The sequence below is a fragment of the Flavobacterium psychrophilum genome (genome assembly GCA_001708385.1).
Classification (GTDB): Bacteria; Bacteroidota; Bacteroidia; order Flavobacteriales; family Flavobacteriaceae; genus Flavobacterium; species Flavobacterium psychrophilum_A.
The window spans coordinates 1,901,646-1,921,719 of record CP012388.1; the positions used below are offsets into that span (position 1 = coordinate 1,901,646).

11 protein-coding genes are annotated in these 20,074 nt (G+C 41.4%); 10 read left to right on the top strand and 1 reads right to left on the bottom strand.

Translation table 11 applies throughout. From position 1 onward, the window contains the following. Window positions 1–244 precede the first annotated feature (244 nt). From ALW18_08415 to ALW18_08460, 10 genes are all read left to right on the top strand, one after another. Window positions 245–1,771: a carbohydrate kinase gene (locus ALW18_08415; protein AOE54359.1), complete on the top strand. Its 1,527-nt coding sequence runs from the start codon at window positions 245–247 to the stop codon at window positions 1,769–1,771. Then, window positions 1,740–3,065: a xylose isomerase gene (locus ALW18_08420; GenBank protein ID AOE52527.1), complete on the top strand. Its 1,326-nt coding sequence runs from the start codon at window positions 1,740–1,742 to the stop codon at window positions 3,063–3,065. Before ALW18_08415 ends, ALW18_08420 begins: the two co-directional genes overlap by 32 nt. 49 nt (window positions 3,066–3,114) lie before the next feature. Then, window positions 3,115–6,222, top strand: a complete 3,108-nt coding sequence (locus ALW18_08425) for a TonB-dependent receptor (GenBank protein ID AOE52528.1) — start codon at window positions 3,115–3,117, stop codon at window positions 6,220–6,222. Window positions 6,223–6,234: 12 nt separating this feature from the next. After that, window positions 6,235–7,821 carry a carbohydrate-binding protein SusD gene (locus ALW18_08430; GenBank protein ID AOE52529.1) on the top strand — a complete coding sequence of 529 codons (1,587 nt, stop codon included), beginning with the start codon at window positions 6,235–6,237 and terminating at the stop codon, window positions 7,819–7,821. A 25-nt stretch (window positions 7,822–7,846) separates the two neighbouring features. Then, window positions 7,847–8,683, top strand: a complete 837-nt coding sequence (locus ALW18_08435) for a hypothetical protein (protein AOE52530.1) — start codon at window positions 7,847–7,849, stop codon at window positions 8,681–8,683. A 59-nt stretch (window positions 8,684–8,742) separates the two neighbouring features. Next, window positions 8,743–11,220 carry a glycoside hydrolase gene (locus tag ALW18_08440; protein ID AOE52531.1) on the top strand — a complete coding sequence of 826 codons (2,478 nt, stop codon included), beginning with the start codon at window positions 8,743–8,745 and terminating at the stop codon, window positions 11,218–11,220. A 172-nt stretch (window positions 11,221–11,392) separates the two neighbouring features. Beyond that, window positions 11,393–13,393 (top strand): alpha-glucosidase, encoded by a 2,001-nt coding sequence (locus ALW18_08445; GenBank protein AOE52532.1) that lies wholly within the window; start codon window positions 11,393–11,395, stop codon window positions 13,391–13,393. 3 nt (window positions 13,394–13,396) lie between these two features. Beyond that, window positions 13,397–15,556 (top strand): glycosyl hydrolase family 3, encoded by a 2,160-nt coding sequence (locus tag ALW18_08450; protein AOE52533.1) that lies wholly within the window; start codon window positions 13,397–13,399, stop codon window positions 15,554–15,556. Between the two features lie 108 nt (window positions 15,557–15,664). Next, entirely contained in the window at window positions 15,665–17,812 is a 2,148-nt protein-coding gene (locus ALW18_08455; protein ID AOE54360.1) for a glycosyl hydrolase family 3, read from the top strand. 85 nt (window positions 17,813–17,897) lie between these two features. Continuing rightward, on the top strand, window positions 17,898–19,373 hold the full coding sequence (locus tag ALW18_08460; GenBank protein AOE52534.1) for an alpha-L-fucosidase: 1,476 nt from the start codon (window positions 17,898–17,900) through the stop codon (window positions 19,371–19,373). 57 nt (window positions 19,374–19,430) lie between these two features. Here ALW18_08460 and ALW18_08465 read toward each other — a convergent pair whose 3' ends face one another. Beyond that, entirely contained in the window at window positions 19,431–19,973 is a 543-nt protein-coding gene (locus ALW18_08465) for a 5'-nucleotidase (protein AOE52535.1), read from the bottom strand. Between the last annotated feature and the right edge of the window lie 101 nt (window positions 19,974–20,074).

Sequence of the window (20,074 nt, forward strand, 5' to 3'; positions counted from 1 at the left end):
TCATTTAAAATCTCAACGAATATAGGCATTTTTTTAAAATAACTAACATGCTGCATTTTTTTAAGAATATACCTAATATTCTAACCTACAAATGGTAATAGCATTTTTTTTGACTTAATATTTTGTTAATATGAAAATAATGTTCTATACTTGTGGTCAAATTAACCATAAGGAAAAACGTTGTAGTATATTTGCCCCGGAATTTTGCTCATGATTGGTTTATAAAACAAACAAAACACACGTTATGTATTTTTTAGGGATAGATTTAGGAAGCTCATCAATTAAACTTTCGGTATTGGATGCCGAAAAAGGAAGCATTATAGCTTCGGTAAGCGTCCCAGATTTTGAAATGGAGATGGTTGCCCCAAAATTTGGCTGGGCAGAACAAGACCCTAACCAATGGTGGGAATATGTAAAAACCGGAATTGGCCAACTGGGCAGCAAACACAATGTAGACCTAAAACGCATAGCAGGTATAGGCATCGCCTACCAGATGCACGGTTTGGTTTTAACCGATAAAGATCTTAACCCGGTACGCCCTTCAATCATATGGTGTGATAGCCGTGCTGCTGAAATTGGCGACGCTATTTACAGTCAACTGGGTCATTTAAACTCTCAGAAACTTATTTTAGGAAGCCCCGGCAACTTTACAGCATCTAAACTTAAGTGGGTTAAAGATAACGAACCCGAAGTATTTGCTAAAGCAGCACACTTTATGCTTCCCGGCGATTTTATTGCCGCAAAACTTTCAGGCAAAGCACAAACCAGCACATCCGGACTATCTGAAGCTACCCTTTGGAACTTTACTAAAGGACAACTGGCTACAGAAGTACTCGACGCTATGGATATACCTTCGAGCCTTGTGCCCGAAGTGGTACCCAACTTTGGTCATCAGGCAGACATTAGCGCTTCAGTCGCTGTAGACCTTGGTCTTAGCCCATCTGTAAAAATCACGTATAGAGCGGGAGACCAGCCTAACAATGCATTATCGCTTAATGTTCTTCGCCCGGGCGAAATAGCTACTACAGCAGGAACATCGGCAGTAGTATATGCTGTTAGCGAAAACGACACGTACGATGCGAACAACCGCATCAATACCTTTTTACACGTAAACAACACCGAAACCGAAAAACGTAATGGCGTGATGCTTTGCATTAACGGCTCGGGTATATTATACCAATGGCTGCGCAGGATAATGTCTCTGGGCGGCAACGAACTTATATCATACGAAAGGCTTAATGCCGAGGCTGCTAAAGCGCAACCGGGCAGCGAAGCACTTCGTTTTTACCCGTTTGGCAATGGCGTTGAACGCATTTTTAACAACAAACAGGCTACATCGGGCATACAAAACCTGAATTTCAACATACACCAGTCGTCACACCTGGTACGCTCTGCTTGCGAGGGTATCGTGTTTGCAATGAACTATGGTTTTGATGTCATGAAATCGGTAGGTGTATCGGGTACTGTAGTACGTGCCGGTAAAGCCAACCTGTTTTTAAGCCCTGTGTTCCGTGAGATATTTGCCAACACTACACAAACAACGGTAGAGCTTTACAACACAGCGGGTGCCGATGGTGCAGCGCGTGGAGCGGCTTATGGTTTCGGCTACTACAACTCGCTTAACGAAGCGTTTGAAAGCCTTACCTGCCTTGACCGCATAGAGCCAAACCCTGCTTTGATCCAGCAGTATGCTGAGATCTATGAATTATGGAAGAACAATATTAATATAATGCAACCAAATGAGTACAACGACAAATCAATCATTCTTTAAAAACATAGATAAAATACAATACGAAGGCAAAGGAAGCAATAACCCTCTTGCCTTTAAATGGTATGACGAAAACCGTGTGGTAGCGGGCAAAACACTTAAAGACCACTTTAAGTTTGCAATGGCTTACTGGCACACGCTTAACAATAAAGGCGGAGATCCTTTCGGAAGCCCTACTGAAACTTTTTCATGGGACAGCCACGAAAATGTTATAGCAAGAGCTAAAGAAAAAATGGATGCCGGTTTTGAATTCATGTCTAAACTTGGAATTCCTTACTACTGTTTCCATGATGTGGATATGGTAGATGAGGCTTCCACGCTTGCTGAGTTTGAAAGACGTATTCAGGAAATGGTTGAGTACGCTAAACAAAAACAACATGAAACAGGTATAAAACTGCTTTGGGGTACTTCTAACCTTTTTAGCAATCCTCGTTACATGAACGGTGCTGCTACCAACCCTAACTTTGATGTTTTGGCTTATGCAGGTGCACAGGCTAAAATTGCTATTGATGCTACTGTTGCACTTGGCGGAGAAAACTATGTATTCTGGGGTGGCCGTGAAGGTTATATGAGCCTTTTAAACACTAACATGAAACGCGAGCAGGACCATATGGGTCAGTTTTTAGCAACGTGCCGTGACTATGCAAGGAAACAAGGGTTTACAGGTAACTTTTTACTTGAGCCAAAACCTATGGAGCCAATGAAACACCAGTATGATTTTGATGCTGCTACATGTATTAACTTCATTAACACATACGGACTTCAGAACGACTTTAAATTAAATATCGAGGTAAACCACGCTACACTGGCAGGCCATACTTTTGAGCATGAACTTTTAGTTTCTGCTAATGCAGGTATGTTAGGTAGTATTGATGCTAACCGTGGTGATTACCAAAACGGATGGGATACAGATCAGTTCCCTATAGATGTTTACGAAATTACGCAGGCTATGCTTGTTTTCCTTGAGCATGGAGGAATGCAGGGCGGTGGTGTAAACTTTGATGCTAAAGTACGCCGTAACTCTATTGATCTTGACGATAAATTCATTGCCCACATTTCGGGTATGGACACTTTTGCACGTGGCCTTATATGTGCAGACCATATATTACAAAATACAGACTACAAGAAGTTACGCACAGAGCGTTACAAATCATTTGACGGCGGTGAAGGCGCTAAGTTTGAAAAGGGAGAGCTTACTTTAGAAGGACTTAACGACATTGCCCGTAGAAATGGAGAACCTACACCTATAAGCGGAAAGCAGGAATTATTTGAACAGCTTGTTGCCAACGCTTACTAGGAGATTACCCAACATTTAACAAACTATAACCTAACAACTCTAATTAATTATGAAAAGTAAAATTTGCGTTTCGCCTAAAATGGCTACCTTTTGCTTATCATTTCTATTTATGCTAAGCTTTTCATCGGTTTTTGCCCAACAAAAAACCGTGAAAGGCGTGGTAACCGGTGCCGATGATGGCATGGGTTTACCGGGAGTAAGCATTTTAGAAAAGGGCACACAAAACAGTGCATCAACAGACATTGATGGAAATTATCAAATTGCAGTTAGCCCAAATGCAACATTGGTTTTCAGCTTTGTTGGCTACGCGCCACAGGAAGTTGCTGTAAACAATCAGTCGGCTATCTCAGTAATTTTAAAAGCTGAAGCTTCAGAACTATCAGAAGTGGTAGTTGTGGGCTACGGAACCCAAAAAAGAAAAGTATCCAGTGCGGCTACTACTGTTGTAAACGGTAAAGATTTACAGCAAACAAACAGTATAGATGCTACAAGTGCTTTACAAGGGCAGTCTTCGGGTGTTAACATTACATCTTCATCAGGTCAGCCGGGTGCAGCTATGGTGGTAAACATTCGTGGTGCAGGTACTACAGGTAACAGCAACCCACTTTATGTGGTAGATGGTGTTATCGTAGATAACGGTATTGGCTATCTTGACCCGTCTATCATTGAAAGGATGGACGTTCTTAAAGATGCTGCTGCTGCTTCTATTTATGGTGCTCGTGCTGCTAACGGTGTAATTTTAGTAACTACTAAAAGAGGAGCCGAAGGCAAAATGAATGTAGCATTTAATAGCTACACAGGTTTTCAAAGCGTATACAAAAAACTGGATCTGCTTGATGCAAGAGAGTATGGCATTATTATGAATGAGGCTCGTGTAAACAGCGGTATGGCACCACTTTACACTCAGGAGCAAATTAATAATGCAAAAACAAACGACTGGCAGAAAGAACTATTTAAAGATGGTGCTGTAAAACAAAACCACTCTTTAGTAATTTCGGGTGGGGATAAAAAAGCTACTTACAACGCAGGACTTTCTTACTACGGCCAGGAAGGCGTTATAGGCGGAAACACAGGTCAGTCGCAATACGACCGTGTAAGTTTTACAATGAACAGTACATATAACATAAAAGACAATTGGAGATTTGGAGAAAACTTTACTTATAGTAACGTAAAAAGCAGTGGTATTGCTGATGATGGTATATATAACAACTCAATAAGAGGGTTCTTAAATACACCTCCAAACTTCCCTACGTACAACGCAGACGGTTCTTACGGTTCTTCAGACATTAGCTCTGACATTACCAATCCTGCAGGATTGTTATACTACAACAACTTTAACGAGACTAAAACAAACCGTTATGTTGGTAATTTATTTACAGAAGTAGATCTTGTAAAAGGACTTACTTTCAGGACATCGTTTGGTATAGATGTAAACGACACTTCTTATCGTTCGTTCTTACCAATATATCAATTATCTACAGTGTCTTACAACACTATATCTTCGGTTACACAAAACAACACCAACAATTTTTCATGGACATGGGATAACACCCTACAGTACAAAGTTAGCCTTGGAAAACATAACTTTGATATCCTTGCAGGTACTTCTGCCCGTTCATTTATCTCAGAATATGCAGGTGGTACAGGTAAGAACCTGATCTTTGATGATTTTAAACATGCTTACCTTAGCAATACTACCGACAGAACACAGAACACTGTAACAGGTGGAAAAACACCATACAATATTGCTTCATTGTTTGGAAGGCTATTATATGACTTTGACAATAAATATATTGTAACAGCTACAATAAGAAGAGACGGTTCATCAGAATTTGGACCTAACAATAAATATGCTGTTTTCCCTGCATTCTCGGGTGCTTGGAACGTAGATCAGGAAGGTTTCTTCTCTGATGATCCGAAATTACTCAACGCACTTAAAATCCGCGGTAGCTGGGGTCAGAACGGTAACGACCAGTTTCCAAGAAGGTTCGCGTATATGTCTACCATCAGTTCCTTCGATAAAAACTACCACTTTGGTACAGGCGATAACGAAATCCCTCTGCAAGTTGGTGCCAGCCCGGATTACATTAGCAACCCTGACTTGAAATGGGAAACATCTGAGCAGTTAAACATTGGTTTTGACGCTACACTGTTCCAAAACTTTAGCCTTACTGTAGATTACTACAACAAGAAAACAAAAGACTGGTTAGTACAGGCAATTGCTCCGCAATATGCGGGTGCATTAGCTCCGTTCATCAATGGTGGAGACGTAACCAACAAAGGTTTTGAAGTTGCACTTGGCTACACAAAAAGCTTTGGCGAAGACTGGAGACTTTCTGTAAATGCAAACTTCTCTCATAACAAAAATGAGGTGACACGTATTGCCAACCAAAATGGTATCATCAATGGAGAATCTAACCTTCTTTTCCAGGGAATTGATGAGATGAACCGTGTTCAGGAAGGTCAGCCTATCGGCTTCTTCTACGGACTTCAGACAGATGGTATCTTCCAGAACCAGGCAGAAATTGATGCCTACGCTCAAAACGGCAACCCTGTACAGCCAAGTGCTGCACCCGGCGATGTTAAATTTGTAGACCGTAATGGCGATGGCGTTATCAACGCAGATGACAAAACTAAAATTGGTGACCCGAATCCTGATTTCTATTATGGACTTAACTTCACATTAAACTATAAAGCTTTTGACCTTTCTGTATACACTTACGGTGTTGGCGGTAACCAGATTGCTTACGGTGTACGTGATTACGGAAGACCTTTCTTTAACTATACTACAGATGTATTTGACAGATGGACCGGAGAAGGTACATCTAACACTACACCAAGGGTTACATATGGTACAACAGATAATGGTAACCAGACGAAATTCTCTGACCTTTATATGAAAGATGGTGATTTCTTCAGGATAAAAACTGTTACCTTAGGATGCGATCTTGCTAAACTAAGCGATGTTATAGGTGACACCTTCAGCCAGTTGAGACTTTATGTATCTGCAAACAACCTGTTTACTTTTACTAAATATCCTGGTATGGATCCTGAGGTTGGTTTTGGTAACGTAAACCAAAGCTGGGCAAGAGGAATTGATGTTGGTTTTTACCCACAGCCAAGAACATTTATGTTTGGTTTAAGTGCTAATTTCTAAAAAGTTTTGAAAATGAAAAAGTATATTAAAATAGTATGTTTGTCGTCAGTGCTTGCTTTAGGGGCGTGTTCTGAAGAATTTATAACAAATGAACCTTATACTGATAAAGTAGAGGAGAACTTTTACAAAACACCAAAGGATGCTTATCAGGGACTTGTAGCCGTTTATGACGTGCTTCAGCGTGAAGGCTACGGAGGGTTTTTACTAAACACAGAAACAGCATCTGATGACTGTTACGGTGGTTTTGGTACAGCCGATAGTAACGTTGCTTTAGATCTTGACCGTTTTCAGTTTTCAACGGATAAAGAGATGAACGGCCCAATCTGGCAAACATGCTACCTTGGTATTTACAGGGCTAACATCTTGCTTGAAAACCTTGACAAGGTAGAATGGGGTAGCGATACAGCACTTAAAACTCGTTACGAGGCAGAAGCCCGTTTTTTAAGAGCGCACTTTCATTTTGAACTTGCAAGGGTATTTGGAGACATCGTTCCTTTAGACCACACGGTTTCTAAAGACCAGTTTAAACTTCCAAGAGAATCGGCAGAAGTAACGTATGCACTTATTGCAAGCGATTTTAAATTTGCTGCAGATAACCTGGGTACAGAAAATTACTCTCAGCCTTCTAATGCTAATTACGGACGTGTAACAAGATGGGCTGCAGCGGCATACCTTGCCAAAGCCTTTATATTCTACACTGACTATTATGAGAAACCGGATCTTGCAGGTGTAATTACTAAAGCAGATGCTGTAACCTATATTAATGATGTTGTAACTAACAGCGGTCATGACCTTATTGGCGACTTTAGAAGCCTTTGGCTTGCGTCGGCTGCTTCTGCGGGAGTAGAATATGCCGGAGAAGGCAACAACGAAATGCTGTTTGCTATTCGTTACAATGCTTCTGGTAACGCAATATGGGATCTTCATGAAGGTAACCGTTTTGCTGTAAACATCGCTATTAGAGGTGGAGACCTAAAACCGTATGCACAAGGATGGGGTGGCGCTCCTGTAACACCTGCTTTGTTTAACGCTTATCAGCCTGGAGACGTTCGTAAAAGCGCTACAATCATTGATTTCGAGGCAGAAAACCTTGGATTCGAAGCAGATGCACGCGGACAACGCCAGTACACAGGTTACGCCTGGAAAAAAATGATGCCTATTACTAACGAAGCCGGACAAGGTCTTGTGGTAGCAGGTGGTGGTGATTTCCAGATTGATAACTACGAAGATTATCCTGTAATCCGTTTCGCTGACGTACTTCTTATGGCAGCAGAGCTTAACCTTGACACTAATGCATCTTTTGCACAATTATGTCTTGACAGGGTTCGTGAACGTGCATTTGGTAACGACACAAACAATGTTCCTGTAAGCAAAGCTTCTATTATGAACGAGCGCAGGCTGGAACTTGCACTGGAAGGACACCGTTGGTTTGACCTTATCAGACAGGATATGGCTACTACAAAAGCTGCTGTAGATGCTACAAGCATGCCGAATGGTTTTGAAGTAAACTTTAGAACAGAAACTTTGGGCTGGTTTGGTTTACCGCAATCTCAGGTACTTATTTCAGGCGGAACTATACAGCAAAACCCGGGTTGGTAATAACAACTAAAAATTTTAAATGATCATGAAGAAAATAATAAAATTACTCGCAGCTTTTGTAGCAATGGCAACCGTAGTTGCATGCGAGCCGGTTGAAGATCGTGAGAGCCTTCCTGCTGTAACACTTAAACCTTCAGACATAAATATAAACGTAACTACTAATGGTAACGTGGTTACTATGACAAATACTACAGAAGGTATTACACCTTACTGGAGTTATGTAGATGCTAAAGGCAATGATCTTGGGCATTCTAACCAAAATCAAAACCAGGTTACTTTACCTTTTGCAGGTAAATACAATATTAACTTTACCGCTTTTACAAGAGGCGGAAGGGTTGATGCTGCTCCTGTTGAAGTAACTATTGCAGAAAATGATGAAGAATTTTTCAGCGCTGAAGAATGGGGCTGGCTTACTAACGGTGCCGATGGTAAAACATGGGTACTGGATATGGAAAGCCCTGTGGGATGGGCAAACCCTGGATATCCTGAAACTACAGAAGACCACTGGTACCCTGACTATGCAGGCAATAGCTGGGTAATGGAAAATAAGAACTGGGGCGAAATGACTTTTGACCTTGACGGTGGTTACAACATGAGTGTAACACAAACCGCTCTTACAGGTAATGCTCAAACAACTAAAACAGGTACATTTAACTACAACCTAGAAGGTAAAACCATGAATTTTAGTGGTGGTGCAGAACTTCTTTACGGAGGTAACTACTACCTGGATGTAAGCAACTGGAAATCTGTTAGGGTATTGGAGATAAGCGAAAACTCAATGCGACTTTCTGTTATGCGTGACCAAAGTAGGTCTGGCGAAGGATTATGGCAAATCGTTTTCCACTTTAAACCAAAACAATAAGCATACTGCCGGTAAGCGAATCCAAAAAACCGCTTACCGGCATTTTTTCCAAAACAACTATGACTAAAACCAAATCTATATTCGCAGCATTTGCTATTGCCGGGCTACTTACCATAGCCGGTTGCAGCAGTACAGATACTAAAGAAGCAAACAACCGCAAAGTAGCCTTTAATAAAGACTGGCAGTTTCATTTAAATGATGCTGCTAAAGATAAAGATACTATTAGCACTGCCACACAGTGGCGAACCCTCTCTGTTCCCCATGACTGGAGTATAGAAGGTAAATTTGATGAGAATAGCCCAACGGGCACCGGCGGAGGCGCACTTGTTGGCGGACTTGGCTGGTACAAAAAAACATTTACCGTTACCGCTGCCGACAGCACTAAAATTACATCTATAGTGTTTGATGGCGTATACTGCAACAGCGAGGTATATATAAACGGACACTATTTAGGCAAACGCCCTAATGGCTATATAGGTTTTGAATATAACCTTACCCCCTACCTTAACTATGGCGATGCCAAAAATGAAATTCTTGTAAAAGTAGACAACTCAAAACAGCCTAACTCACGCTGGTATTCGGGTTCGGGTATATACCGTAATGTATGGCTACAGACTACCGACAAACTACACGTAGGACAATACGGAACGTTTGTTACTACACCACAGGTTTCTGCAGAAAAAGCAACTGTTGCTTTAGAAACTACTATTAAAAATGAGTATGCCAATGCTAAAGAGGCTACGGTTACTACTACTTTATATAAAGGAGATAAAGAGGTAACATCTGCAAGCCAGAAAGTTTCTCTTCCGGCGAATGCCGAAAAAACCATTAAACAGGAAAACAATGTAAACAACCCGGTACTATGGAATGTAGAATCGCCGGAACTTTACACCGCTATAACCGAAATTAAAATAGGTGACGATGTTGTAGATACTTACAGCACACCTTTCGGTATCCGTAATTTTAAATTTGACCTTGATAAAGGCTTTTTACTAAACGGAAAACAACTTAAAATTAAAGGCGTTTGCCTTCATCACGATCTGGGTCCGTTAGGAACTGCCATTAATACAAGGGCTATAGAACGCCAGCTTGAAATCATGAAGGAAATGGGCGTTAACGGCATACGTACATCGCACAACCCTCCTGCTCCCGAGTTACTAGACCTTTGCGACAAAATGGGCTTTATTGTTATGGATGAAGCTTTTGACATGTGGGAACAGTCAAAAAACAAAGACGACTACAGTACTGCATGGGCAGAGTGGCATAAAATTGACCTTGAAGCACAAATTTTAAGGGATAGGAACCACCCAAGTGTATTTGTTTGGAGTATTGGCAACGAAATTCCGGAACAATGGAATGAGAATGGCGCAAGGATAGGTAAAGAATTAACTGCTATTGTAAAAGCACTTGATACGACCCGCCCTGTAACGGCAGCTATGAATCCGCCGATTATTGTAAATGGCGACATTAATATTCAGTTTGCAGAAACGGCCGCACAGCCTAATGCATTGGCAGGATCTGGAGCACTTGATCTTATAGGTTACAATTACGCACACCAAACCTATGCCAACCATAAGATCAACTTCCCTAAGACTCCGTTTATTGCTACCGAAACAACTTCGGGTTTACAGACAAGAGGGTATTATGATGAAAAGTCGGATACTATAAAGCTATGGCCTAAACGTTGGGATATTCCGTTTCATGATGGTAACCCGGGCAATACTGTTTCGGCGTACGATCAGGTGCAGACACCATGGGGCTCAACACATGAAGCTACGTGGAAAGTAATTAAGAAACACGACTACCTTTCAGGTTTTTACATCTGGACAGGTTTTGATTATATAGGTGAACCAACGCCATACCTATGGCCATCTATCAGTTCTTATTTTGGTATAGTAGATTTAGCGGGCTTCCCGAAAGATGTATACTATATGTATCAGAGTGAATGGACTAAAAAAGATGTACTGCACATTTTACCGCACTGGAACTGGAAAGAAGGTCAAACGGTTGATGTTTGGGCTTACTATAACAATGCCGATGAAGTAGAGCTTTACCTTAACGGAAAATCGGTAGGGAAGCAAAGCAAAAAAGGAGACGACCTGCATGTCATGTGGCGTGTGCCTTATGCTCCGGGAACGTTGAAGGCAGTATCGCGTAAAGGTGGAAAAACAGTTCTTGAAAAAGAGGTTAAAACTGCCGGCGCACCCGCTGCCCTTAAACTTACTGCCGACCGTACCAACATTAAGGCAGACGGTAACGACCTTAGCTTTATAACGGTTGATATTTATGATGCTAAAGGTGTTTTTGACGCAACAGCAAACAACGAAATAAACTTTAGTGTAAATGGTAATGGCAAAATTGTAGGTGTTTGCAGTGGCGACCCTGTGAGCCATGAATCGTACAAAGGCACAAAACATACTGCGTTAAACGGTAAATGCCTTGTTATTGTACAGTCTACAGACAAAAAAGGAAGCATTGAGCTTACCGCCAGTGCAAACGGACTAAAAAGCGAAACGATTAAAGTTTCGGCAGAATAAATTGTAAATAAAGACGGTTTCGAAAGTCTAAATCCATTCAACGGAAAACAATATCGCAACTGAGTTAATAAAATAATTTTTGTGACTATTTGGGTTAGTTCTTAAGTTCCCCGGGAACCGCTTGACTTCCGGTTCCCGGGTTTTTAAAAAATCACCCGCATAAACCAATAGTATGGCATTAAAACACATTATACTTCCTGCACTTTTAATTTCGGCAATTGCCGGAATTGCGCAGAACAAAAAAAGCGCTTACGAGCTTAAATCGCCCGGAGGCAAAAACACTATTAATTTCGAATTGGTTAATAACACACCTACCTATGCGGTTAAGCACGGTAAGACAGATGTCATTACGCCATCGGCAATGGGTTTTGTACTAAAAGACGAAAACCTTACCAAAAACTTTGAAATTGCCGACGTAAAAACGACATCGCACGATGATACCTGGACACAGGTTTGGGGCGAAAAGAAAAACATACGTAACCATTATAACGAGCTGGTTGTTATGCTAAACAGCAAAGATGCCAATAAACGTAAGCTTGAAATTCAGTTTCGCGCGTTTGATGACGGTGTGGCTTTTAGATACGTATATCCTGAACAGGGCATTAAAGACAGCATTTTTGTAATGGATGAAGTTACCGCTTTTAATCTAAAAGAAGATGGTAAAGCATGGTCTATACCTGCATATCAGGAGAACAGATACGAATACTTATATACTGCATCTGCGGTGAGCAAACTGGGGTCGGTACATACACCAATGACCGTTGAAAACAAAAATACTGTAATAAGTTTTCACGAAGCTAACCTTGTAGACTGGCCTAGTATGGTCCTTGAGCATACTAAAGGTTCAAACTTAAAATCTGACCTTGTGCCATGGGCAGATGGAATTAAAGCACGTTATAAAGGGAGTTTTACATCTTCTTGGAGGACTATACAGATTGGCGAAAAGCCAGGTGATCTTATTGACTCCTATATTATATTGAACCTTAACGAACCTAACAAACTTAAAGACCTTTCTTATATAAAGCCATTTAAATATTTAGGTATATGGTGGGGTATGCACATTAGCAAGTATACCTTTTGGGAAGGTGAAAAACAGGGTGCCACTACCAAAAATGCAAAAGAATACATAGACTTTACGGCAAAAGAAGGTTTTCAGCACTTATTGATTGAAGGATGGAACAAAGGATGGACTCCTGCATGGTACGAAAACAGGATGCACATGTTTAGCTTTACGAAAAGCGCCGATAACTTTAACCTGGAAGAGGTAGTAAAATATTGTAACAAAAAAAATGTTCACCTTATAGGGTATCATGAAACAGGGTCTAACATTGTAAACTACCTTAAAGAGATTGACGAAGGTTTTGCATTGTATAAAAAATTAGGAATACATGATATCAAGATAGGTCAGGTTGGTTCTAAACTAAATATGAAAGAATGGCACCACGGTCAGTTCGGGGTGCGCTATTATCGTTTTGTATTAGAGAAAGCGGCAGAGTACGGCCTTGCCGTAAACTTTCATGAACCTATAAAAGATACAGGAGAACGCAGGACATACCCCAATATGATGGCACGTGAAGGTGCACGCGGTATGGAATATAATGCGTGGAGTGAAGGTAACCCGCCTAGCCATGAAGCAATACTGCCATTTACACGTATGCTTGCAGGTCCTATGGATTTTACACCGGGTGTTATTGATGTTGAAGAAAAAAAGGGCTTTAATAACAGGCGCGTACACACTACAGCTGCCAAACAGTTATCATTGTATGTTGTACTATATTCGCCAATACAAATGCTTGCCGACCTTCCTGAAAACTATGAAGGACAGCCGGAATTTCAATTCCTGAAAGATGTGCCTACCGATTGGGAAGATACTAAAATCGTGAATGGTGAAATTGGCAAATACATTACTACTGCCCGTAAAGACCGCAACAGCGACGACTGGTATTTAGGGAGCTTAACGAATGAAGAAGCACGTACACTTGATGTTTCGTTGTCTTTTCTTGATCCGAAAGCAAAATACGAAGCCCAGATATATGCTGATGCGCCGGGTACAGATGAAAACCACAACCCGGGCGATGTAGCAGTATCTAAAAAGAATGTTACCGCTAAAGATAAACTTACGCTGAAACTGCCAATTTCGGGTGGTACGGCTATCCGCTTTAAAAAACTATAATCCATGAAACAGTATGCCTTATACATATTGTTACTGGTAACGGCATCGGTATCGGCGCAGCAGAAATATCCATTTCAGAATCCAAATCTGGATACCGAAAAGCGTATTGACAACCTGCTTTCGCTTATGACGCTGGATGAAAAGATACAGGTATTAAGCACCAACCCTTCAATTCCACGCCTGGGTGTTAAAGGCACCGGGCATGTAGAGGGCCTGCATGGATTGGCACTTGGCGGAGCTCCGGGAAACTGGGGTGGTAAAGGCAAAGAGCCGCTTACTACTACAACATTTCCGCAAGCTTACGGACTGGGCGAAACCTGGGACACCGAACTGCTTGAAAAAGTAGCCAATGTAGAGGCTTTTGAAACCCGCTATGCATTACAAAAGTATAACCGCGGCGGACTGGTAGTGCGTGCACCAAACGCAGACATTGCCCGCGACCCTCGCTGGGGACGTACCGAAGAAAGCTATGGGGAGGATGCCTTTTTTAACGGCACTATGACAGTAGCTTTTGTAAAAGGGCTTCAGGGTAAACATCCTAAATACTGGCAGACTGCATCGTTAATGAAACATTTTTTAGCCAACAGCAATGAAGACGGGCGTACGTATACCTCATCTGATTTTGATGAACGTTTATTACGTGAGTACTATGCCCTACCTTTTCAGATGGGTGTTGTAGACGGCGGATCGCGTGCGTACATGGCGGCTTATAATAAGATCAACGGTATTCCAGGAATGGTTCACCCTATACTTAAAGACATTACCGTTAAAGAATGGGGGCAGAACGGTATTATTTGTACTGATGGTGGTGCTTTTACACTATTATTATCTGATCATAAATATTATGCCGATAAATACCTGGGTGCTGCTGCAGCCGTAAAAGCGGGCATCAACCAGTTTTTAGACGAATATATAGATGCTGTGTATGGTGCTGTGGCGAACGGCTACCTGAAAGAAAAAGAGATTGATGAAGTTATTCGCGGTGATTTCCGTGTAATGATAACACTGGGAATGCTGGATCCGGCAGAAGGTAATCCGTATGCAGCAATAGGCACCGATAAAAATGCTGTTGACCCGTGGACTACCGATGCACACAAAAAACTGGCATTGGAAGCTACGCAAAAATCAATCGTACTTTTAAAGAACGATCCGGTGAAGCAATTGCTTCCGATAGATAAAAAGAAAATAAAACGTATTGCTGTCATCGGCCCCCGTGCCGATGAAGTACTTTTGGATTGGTATAGCGGAACACCTCCTTATACCGTTACACCACTTGCAGGCATTAAAGCCAAAGCCGGTGAAACCATAGAGGTAACGTATGCACTTAACAACATTGACGGTAAAGCCGCTAAACTGGCAAAGGAAGCCGATATTGCCATTGTAATTGCAGGTAACCACCCGTGGTGCGATGCGGGCTGGGCAGATTGCCCTGTGCCGAGCGATGGTAAAGAATCGGTAGACAGGCAATCGATAACACTGGAGTATGAAGACCTTATTAAAGTAGTACATCAGGCGAACCCTAACACGGTTGTGGTACTAATGAGCAGTTTTCCGTATGCTATAAACTGGACACAGGAGCATATACCTTCTATTGTGCACATGACGCACAACAGCCAGGAGACGGGTACTGCACTAGCCGATGTTTTATTTGGCGACTACAACCCTGCCGGAAGGTTAACCCAGACATGGGTAAGCGATATTACTGACCTGCCTACCCTATTGGATTATAACATAAGGAACGGGCGTACTTATATGTACTTTAAAGGGAAACCTTTGTATAACTTTGGTTTCGGCTTAAGCTATACTACTTTTGGGTACAAAACGATTAATACCAATAAAGATGTAATCAAAAAAGGGGAAAACCTTACCGTAAATGTATCGGTTACCAATACAGGCAGCCGCGATGGCGAAGAGGTGGTTCAGCTTTATGTAAAGCACATTAACTCTAAAATAGAGCGTCCTGCTAAAGAGCTTAAAGCATTTAAGCGTGTTGCACTAAAAGCGGGTGAAACCAAAACCGTGGTACTTACCGTAAGAGCCAAAGACCTTGAATACTGGAATCCCAAAAACCATCGCTTTGAGCTGGAAAACGGAACTTTAGAATTACAGGCGGGCGGAGCATCAAACGCTATTGAAGTAACAAAAACAATTAAGACACAATAAACTTCTATACTTATGAAAAATAAAATGGTATGCCTTTCGGCAGCACTTGTGCTGGTTGTGGCATCATGTAAAAAAGATGGTGATGCCGTAGAGGCAGACAGCGGAACTATTGCTGCAAACTATGAGGGTACTCCTATGAGTGACGAGTATGATGCAGAGATCGACAAGATCGTTTCTCAAATGACACTTGAAGAAAAAATTGGCCTTCTGCATGGTTACAGTATGTTTACCAACAAGGGCATAGAGCGTCTTGGCGTTCCTGAAGTACACATGGCTGACGGTCCCCTTGGTGTTCGTGAAGAAATATCGCGTAACAGCTGGGCACCTGCCGGAAATACTGATGATTTTGCGACTTACTACCCTGCCGGTGGTGGACTTTCTGCTACATGGAACCCAGAAATGGCACATACATTTGGTAAAAGTATAGGTGAAGAAGCACGCGCACGTGATAAAGACGTTTTGCTTGCTCCTGCATTCAATATCATCCGTACACCTCTTGGAGGACGTACATACGAGTACATGACCGAAGACCCGTTCCTGAACAAAACACTTGTTGTTCCTTATGTAACAGGTGTTCAGCAGAATGACGTTGCGGTATGTATAAAGCACTATGCGGTAAACAACCAGGAAACGAACCGTGGTACTGTTGATGTACTAACAGACGACCGTACGCTTCGCGAAATTTACCTGCCCGCATTCCACGATGCTATTGTTAAAGGACATGCGTATACTGTAATGGGCGCTTACAATAAATTTAGAGGTGATTACCTATGTGAAAACCCATATATGCTTCAGAACATTCTTAGGGATGAGTGGGGCTTTAAAGGAATTGTAATTTCTGACTGGGCTGCTGTACACAGCACTAAAAAAGCCCTTGAAGCAGGAACCGACCTTGAAATGGGAACACCAACTGCTTCGTTTGATGATCATTTCTTTGCTAATCCACTTCTTAAAGCTGTAAAAGATGGCTCTGTTAGTGAAGCAGAAGTTGACAAGCATGCAAAAAGAATACTAAAACTGCTTTACAATGTTAAAGCAATGGGTAAAAAAAACGGCCGTGCTAAAGGAAGCATTTCTACAGATGCACATTATAAAGATGCGTATAACATCGCTTCTGAGTCGGTTGTACTTCTTAAAAACACAGAAAACCTTTTACCATTAAATACTTCTGATTTAAAAAGCGTTGCTATCATCGGTGCTAATGCAACACAAAAACACGCTCAGGGTGGTTTTGGTGCAGGTGTTAAGACAAAACATGAGGTTACGCCGCTTGATGCATTAAAAGCGAAATTGCCTAAATCGGTTGCTATTAATTATGCCGAAGGTTACAAAACGCTTTTCAAGCCTAAAAAAGAAATGAAATTTGGCGAGGTAACACAGGAAGTAAAAGAAACTGTAACAGACCTTGACCCTAAATTAGTTGCGGAAGCTGTAGCTGCTGCTAAAAAATCGGATGTAGCTGTATTATTTGTTGGAGCAAACCGCGATTACGAGACAGAAGCTTCTGACCGTACTGACCTAAGCCTGCCTTTTGGACAGGAGAAACTTATTGCTGCCGTTAAAGCTGCTAACCCTAAAACTATTGTTGTTTTTGTTGCAGGTGCTCCTTATGACATCAACAACGTAGTAGCTCAAAACTCCGCTATTGTTTGGGGATGGTACAACGGGTCTGAAGCCGGAAATGCTATAGTGGATGTATTATTAGGTAAAGTAAACCCGTCGGGTAAACTGCCTTGGACTATGCCTAAGAAAATTGAAGATTCTCCGGCACATGCTACAAAAAGTTTCCCTGGTGGTGCAACTGTAGAATACAAAGAAGGTATTCTTGTTGGTTACCGTTGGTTTGATACTAAAAACATAGCACCGCTTTATCCTTTTGGTTACGGACTGTCATACTCTACATTTGAATTTGCTAATGCAAAAGCAGATAAGAAAGAATACAATAACGATGCTACCATCACAGTTACTGTTGACGTTAAAAACACAGGCAAGGTAGATGGTAAAGAGGTTGTACAGTTGTATGCTGCAAAAACAGGATCTAAAGTAGAGCGCGCTACGCAAGAGCTTAAAGGCTATACTAAAGTACTTGTAAAAGCAGGAAGCTCAACGAAAGCTACAATTATTGTACCGGTTAAAGAACTGGCATACTACGATAACGCTACTAAAAAATGGACGGTTGAGCCAGGTGCTTACACGTTTAAATTAGGTAGCTCATCAAGAGATATCAAACAGGAAGTTACGGTAAACGTAAAATAATTTTTTCAGCCACGAATTACACTAATTTTCACAAATCATTGAATTTGTGCCGTTCGTGTAATTCGTGGCTTTTACTTTATACTAAATGAGAAAAACAATATTGATCGCTTTAGCAGTAACAAGTTTTACAGGCTTTGCACAAACCAAAGATGTTACTTACCAGCCCAACTGGGAATCACTTGCTAAATACGACGAAACTGCCGAATGGTTTAAGGACGCCAAGTTTGGTATTTATGCACACTGGGGCGTACTGTCAGTCCCTGCATATGCCAACGACTGGTATCCGAGAAATATGCACATAGAAGGTACCGACGAGTACAAACATCATGTTGCTATTTACGGACATCCTTCAAAATTTGGATATCATGATTTTGTGCCGATGTTTCATGCCGAGAAATTCAATGCTGATGAATGGGCAGAGCTATTTAAAAAAGCAGGGGCTAAATTTGCAGGTGTAGTTGCCGAACACCACGATGGGTGGAGCAACTGGAACAGCAAAATAAACCCGTGGAACAGTATGGCTATGGGTCCGCACCGCGATATTGTGGGCGAGCTTGAAAAAGCCATACATGGCAGGGGAATGAAACTGATAACGTCTTTTCATAAAGACCGTAACCAACAGATCAACAAGAACAATAAGGACAAGTGGCTGGACGATATCTCGTACTTCCCTTATAACCCCGATATGCCAACCTCATCTGAAGACCCTAAACTGGCGCAGATGTACGGTAACATTCCGGCAGAGAAATTCTATCAAAACTGGTATGGTGAGCTAAAAGAACTGATTGATAACTATTCTCCCGACCTTATTTATTTTGACAGCAAAATGAGTAAGATTCCCGAGAAAACAAAACAAGAATTTGTAGCCTACTATTTTAACCATTCGGTGAAAGAAGGCAAACAGGTTGTTATTACACACAAAGAAGGCGAATTGCCAAAATCTGTTAGTGTGGAAGATTTTGAAAAAGGCCGTCAAAATGCCATTACCAAAGAATTCTGGCTTACCGATGAAACTGTTTCTGTTGGCAGCTGGAGCTATACGAATGATCTGGGGCTAAAATCGGCCAATGATATTGTTGACCTGCTTGCCGACATTGTCAGTAAAAACGGTGCTTTGATGCTTAATGTATCGCCAATGGCAAACGGAATTATTCCGCAAAACCAGCAGGACATATTGTTAGAGATAGGCAAATGGCTTGATGTAAATGGTGAGGCTATTTATGGTACACGTCCGTTTAAGGTTTTTGGCGAAGGCCCAACCAAACAGGAAAAAGCAGGAATGTTCCTGGACAAAATAACCTATGGTGCACAGGATATCCGCTACACCCGAAAAGGCAATACAGTTTATGCTATAGTACTGGGCTGGCCAGGCGAGAATGTTGCAATAACATTATCGGTTTTAGGTACAGCAGATAAAAAAGCGCCTAAAGTAAAAAGGGCGTCGATACTGGGTAGTACCGAAAATACCGTCTTTACACAAGATGCAATAGGTGTACATTTAAAAACACCATCCAAAAAAATAGATGAAAAGGCTTTTGTTATTAAATTAGAATTGAAATAATTACAGCCCACAACCTTCAGGCTCCCTGTGACCCTGAAGGTTTTTTATTTTGGCGAATTATGCCTCTACCTCTTCCAGCGTTTTTAAAAGTGCTACAACCTCATTCCAGTGACTTACCCTTTGGTGATGGTCTTTATCTACATTATGAAATGCGGTAAACATTAATGGTTTGCCTTTACAGAAATCAAGGTTCTTGCAGTGGTCATCAATAAGGTAATCGGTATCTATAATGCTCTTATCACCACAGAAAACGATGTTCTTCCAGCCTATTGCAGGAAAATGCTCTGTTAGCCATTCACGTTTTTCAAATAATGATAACGGAAACTCCATCGCAGCCGACACTATATAGATCTCATACTCTTCCATTAGTTTCTCAACGGCTTCTTTTGCGCCTTCCATTACAGGCAGTGTCCTGAAAAATCCCGGTTTGTTTAAAATTTTTCTTAGTATCGTTCTGTCAGGAAAAAGCTCTTCTTCCTGCTTGCCTTTCATGTCCTGCCTGGTCATGATAATACCCGTTTCTTCTTTGTACCAGTTTAGTATCTGGTCTTCTACATCGGCTAATACGCCGTCCATATCAATGGCAATTGTTTTTCTCATATTTGCTATATTTTGCAACAAAATTACATAACCTTGCAATATGTTGCGAATTATTGCACTAAATATTTGCAAACAAATTGTTATATTTGCAATATATTGCA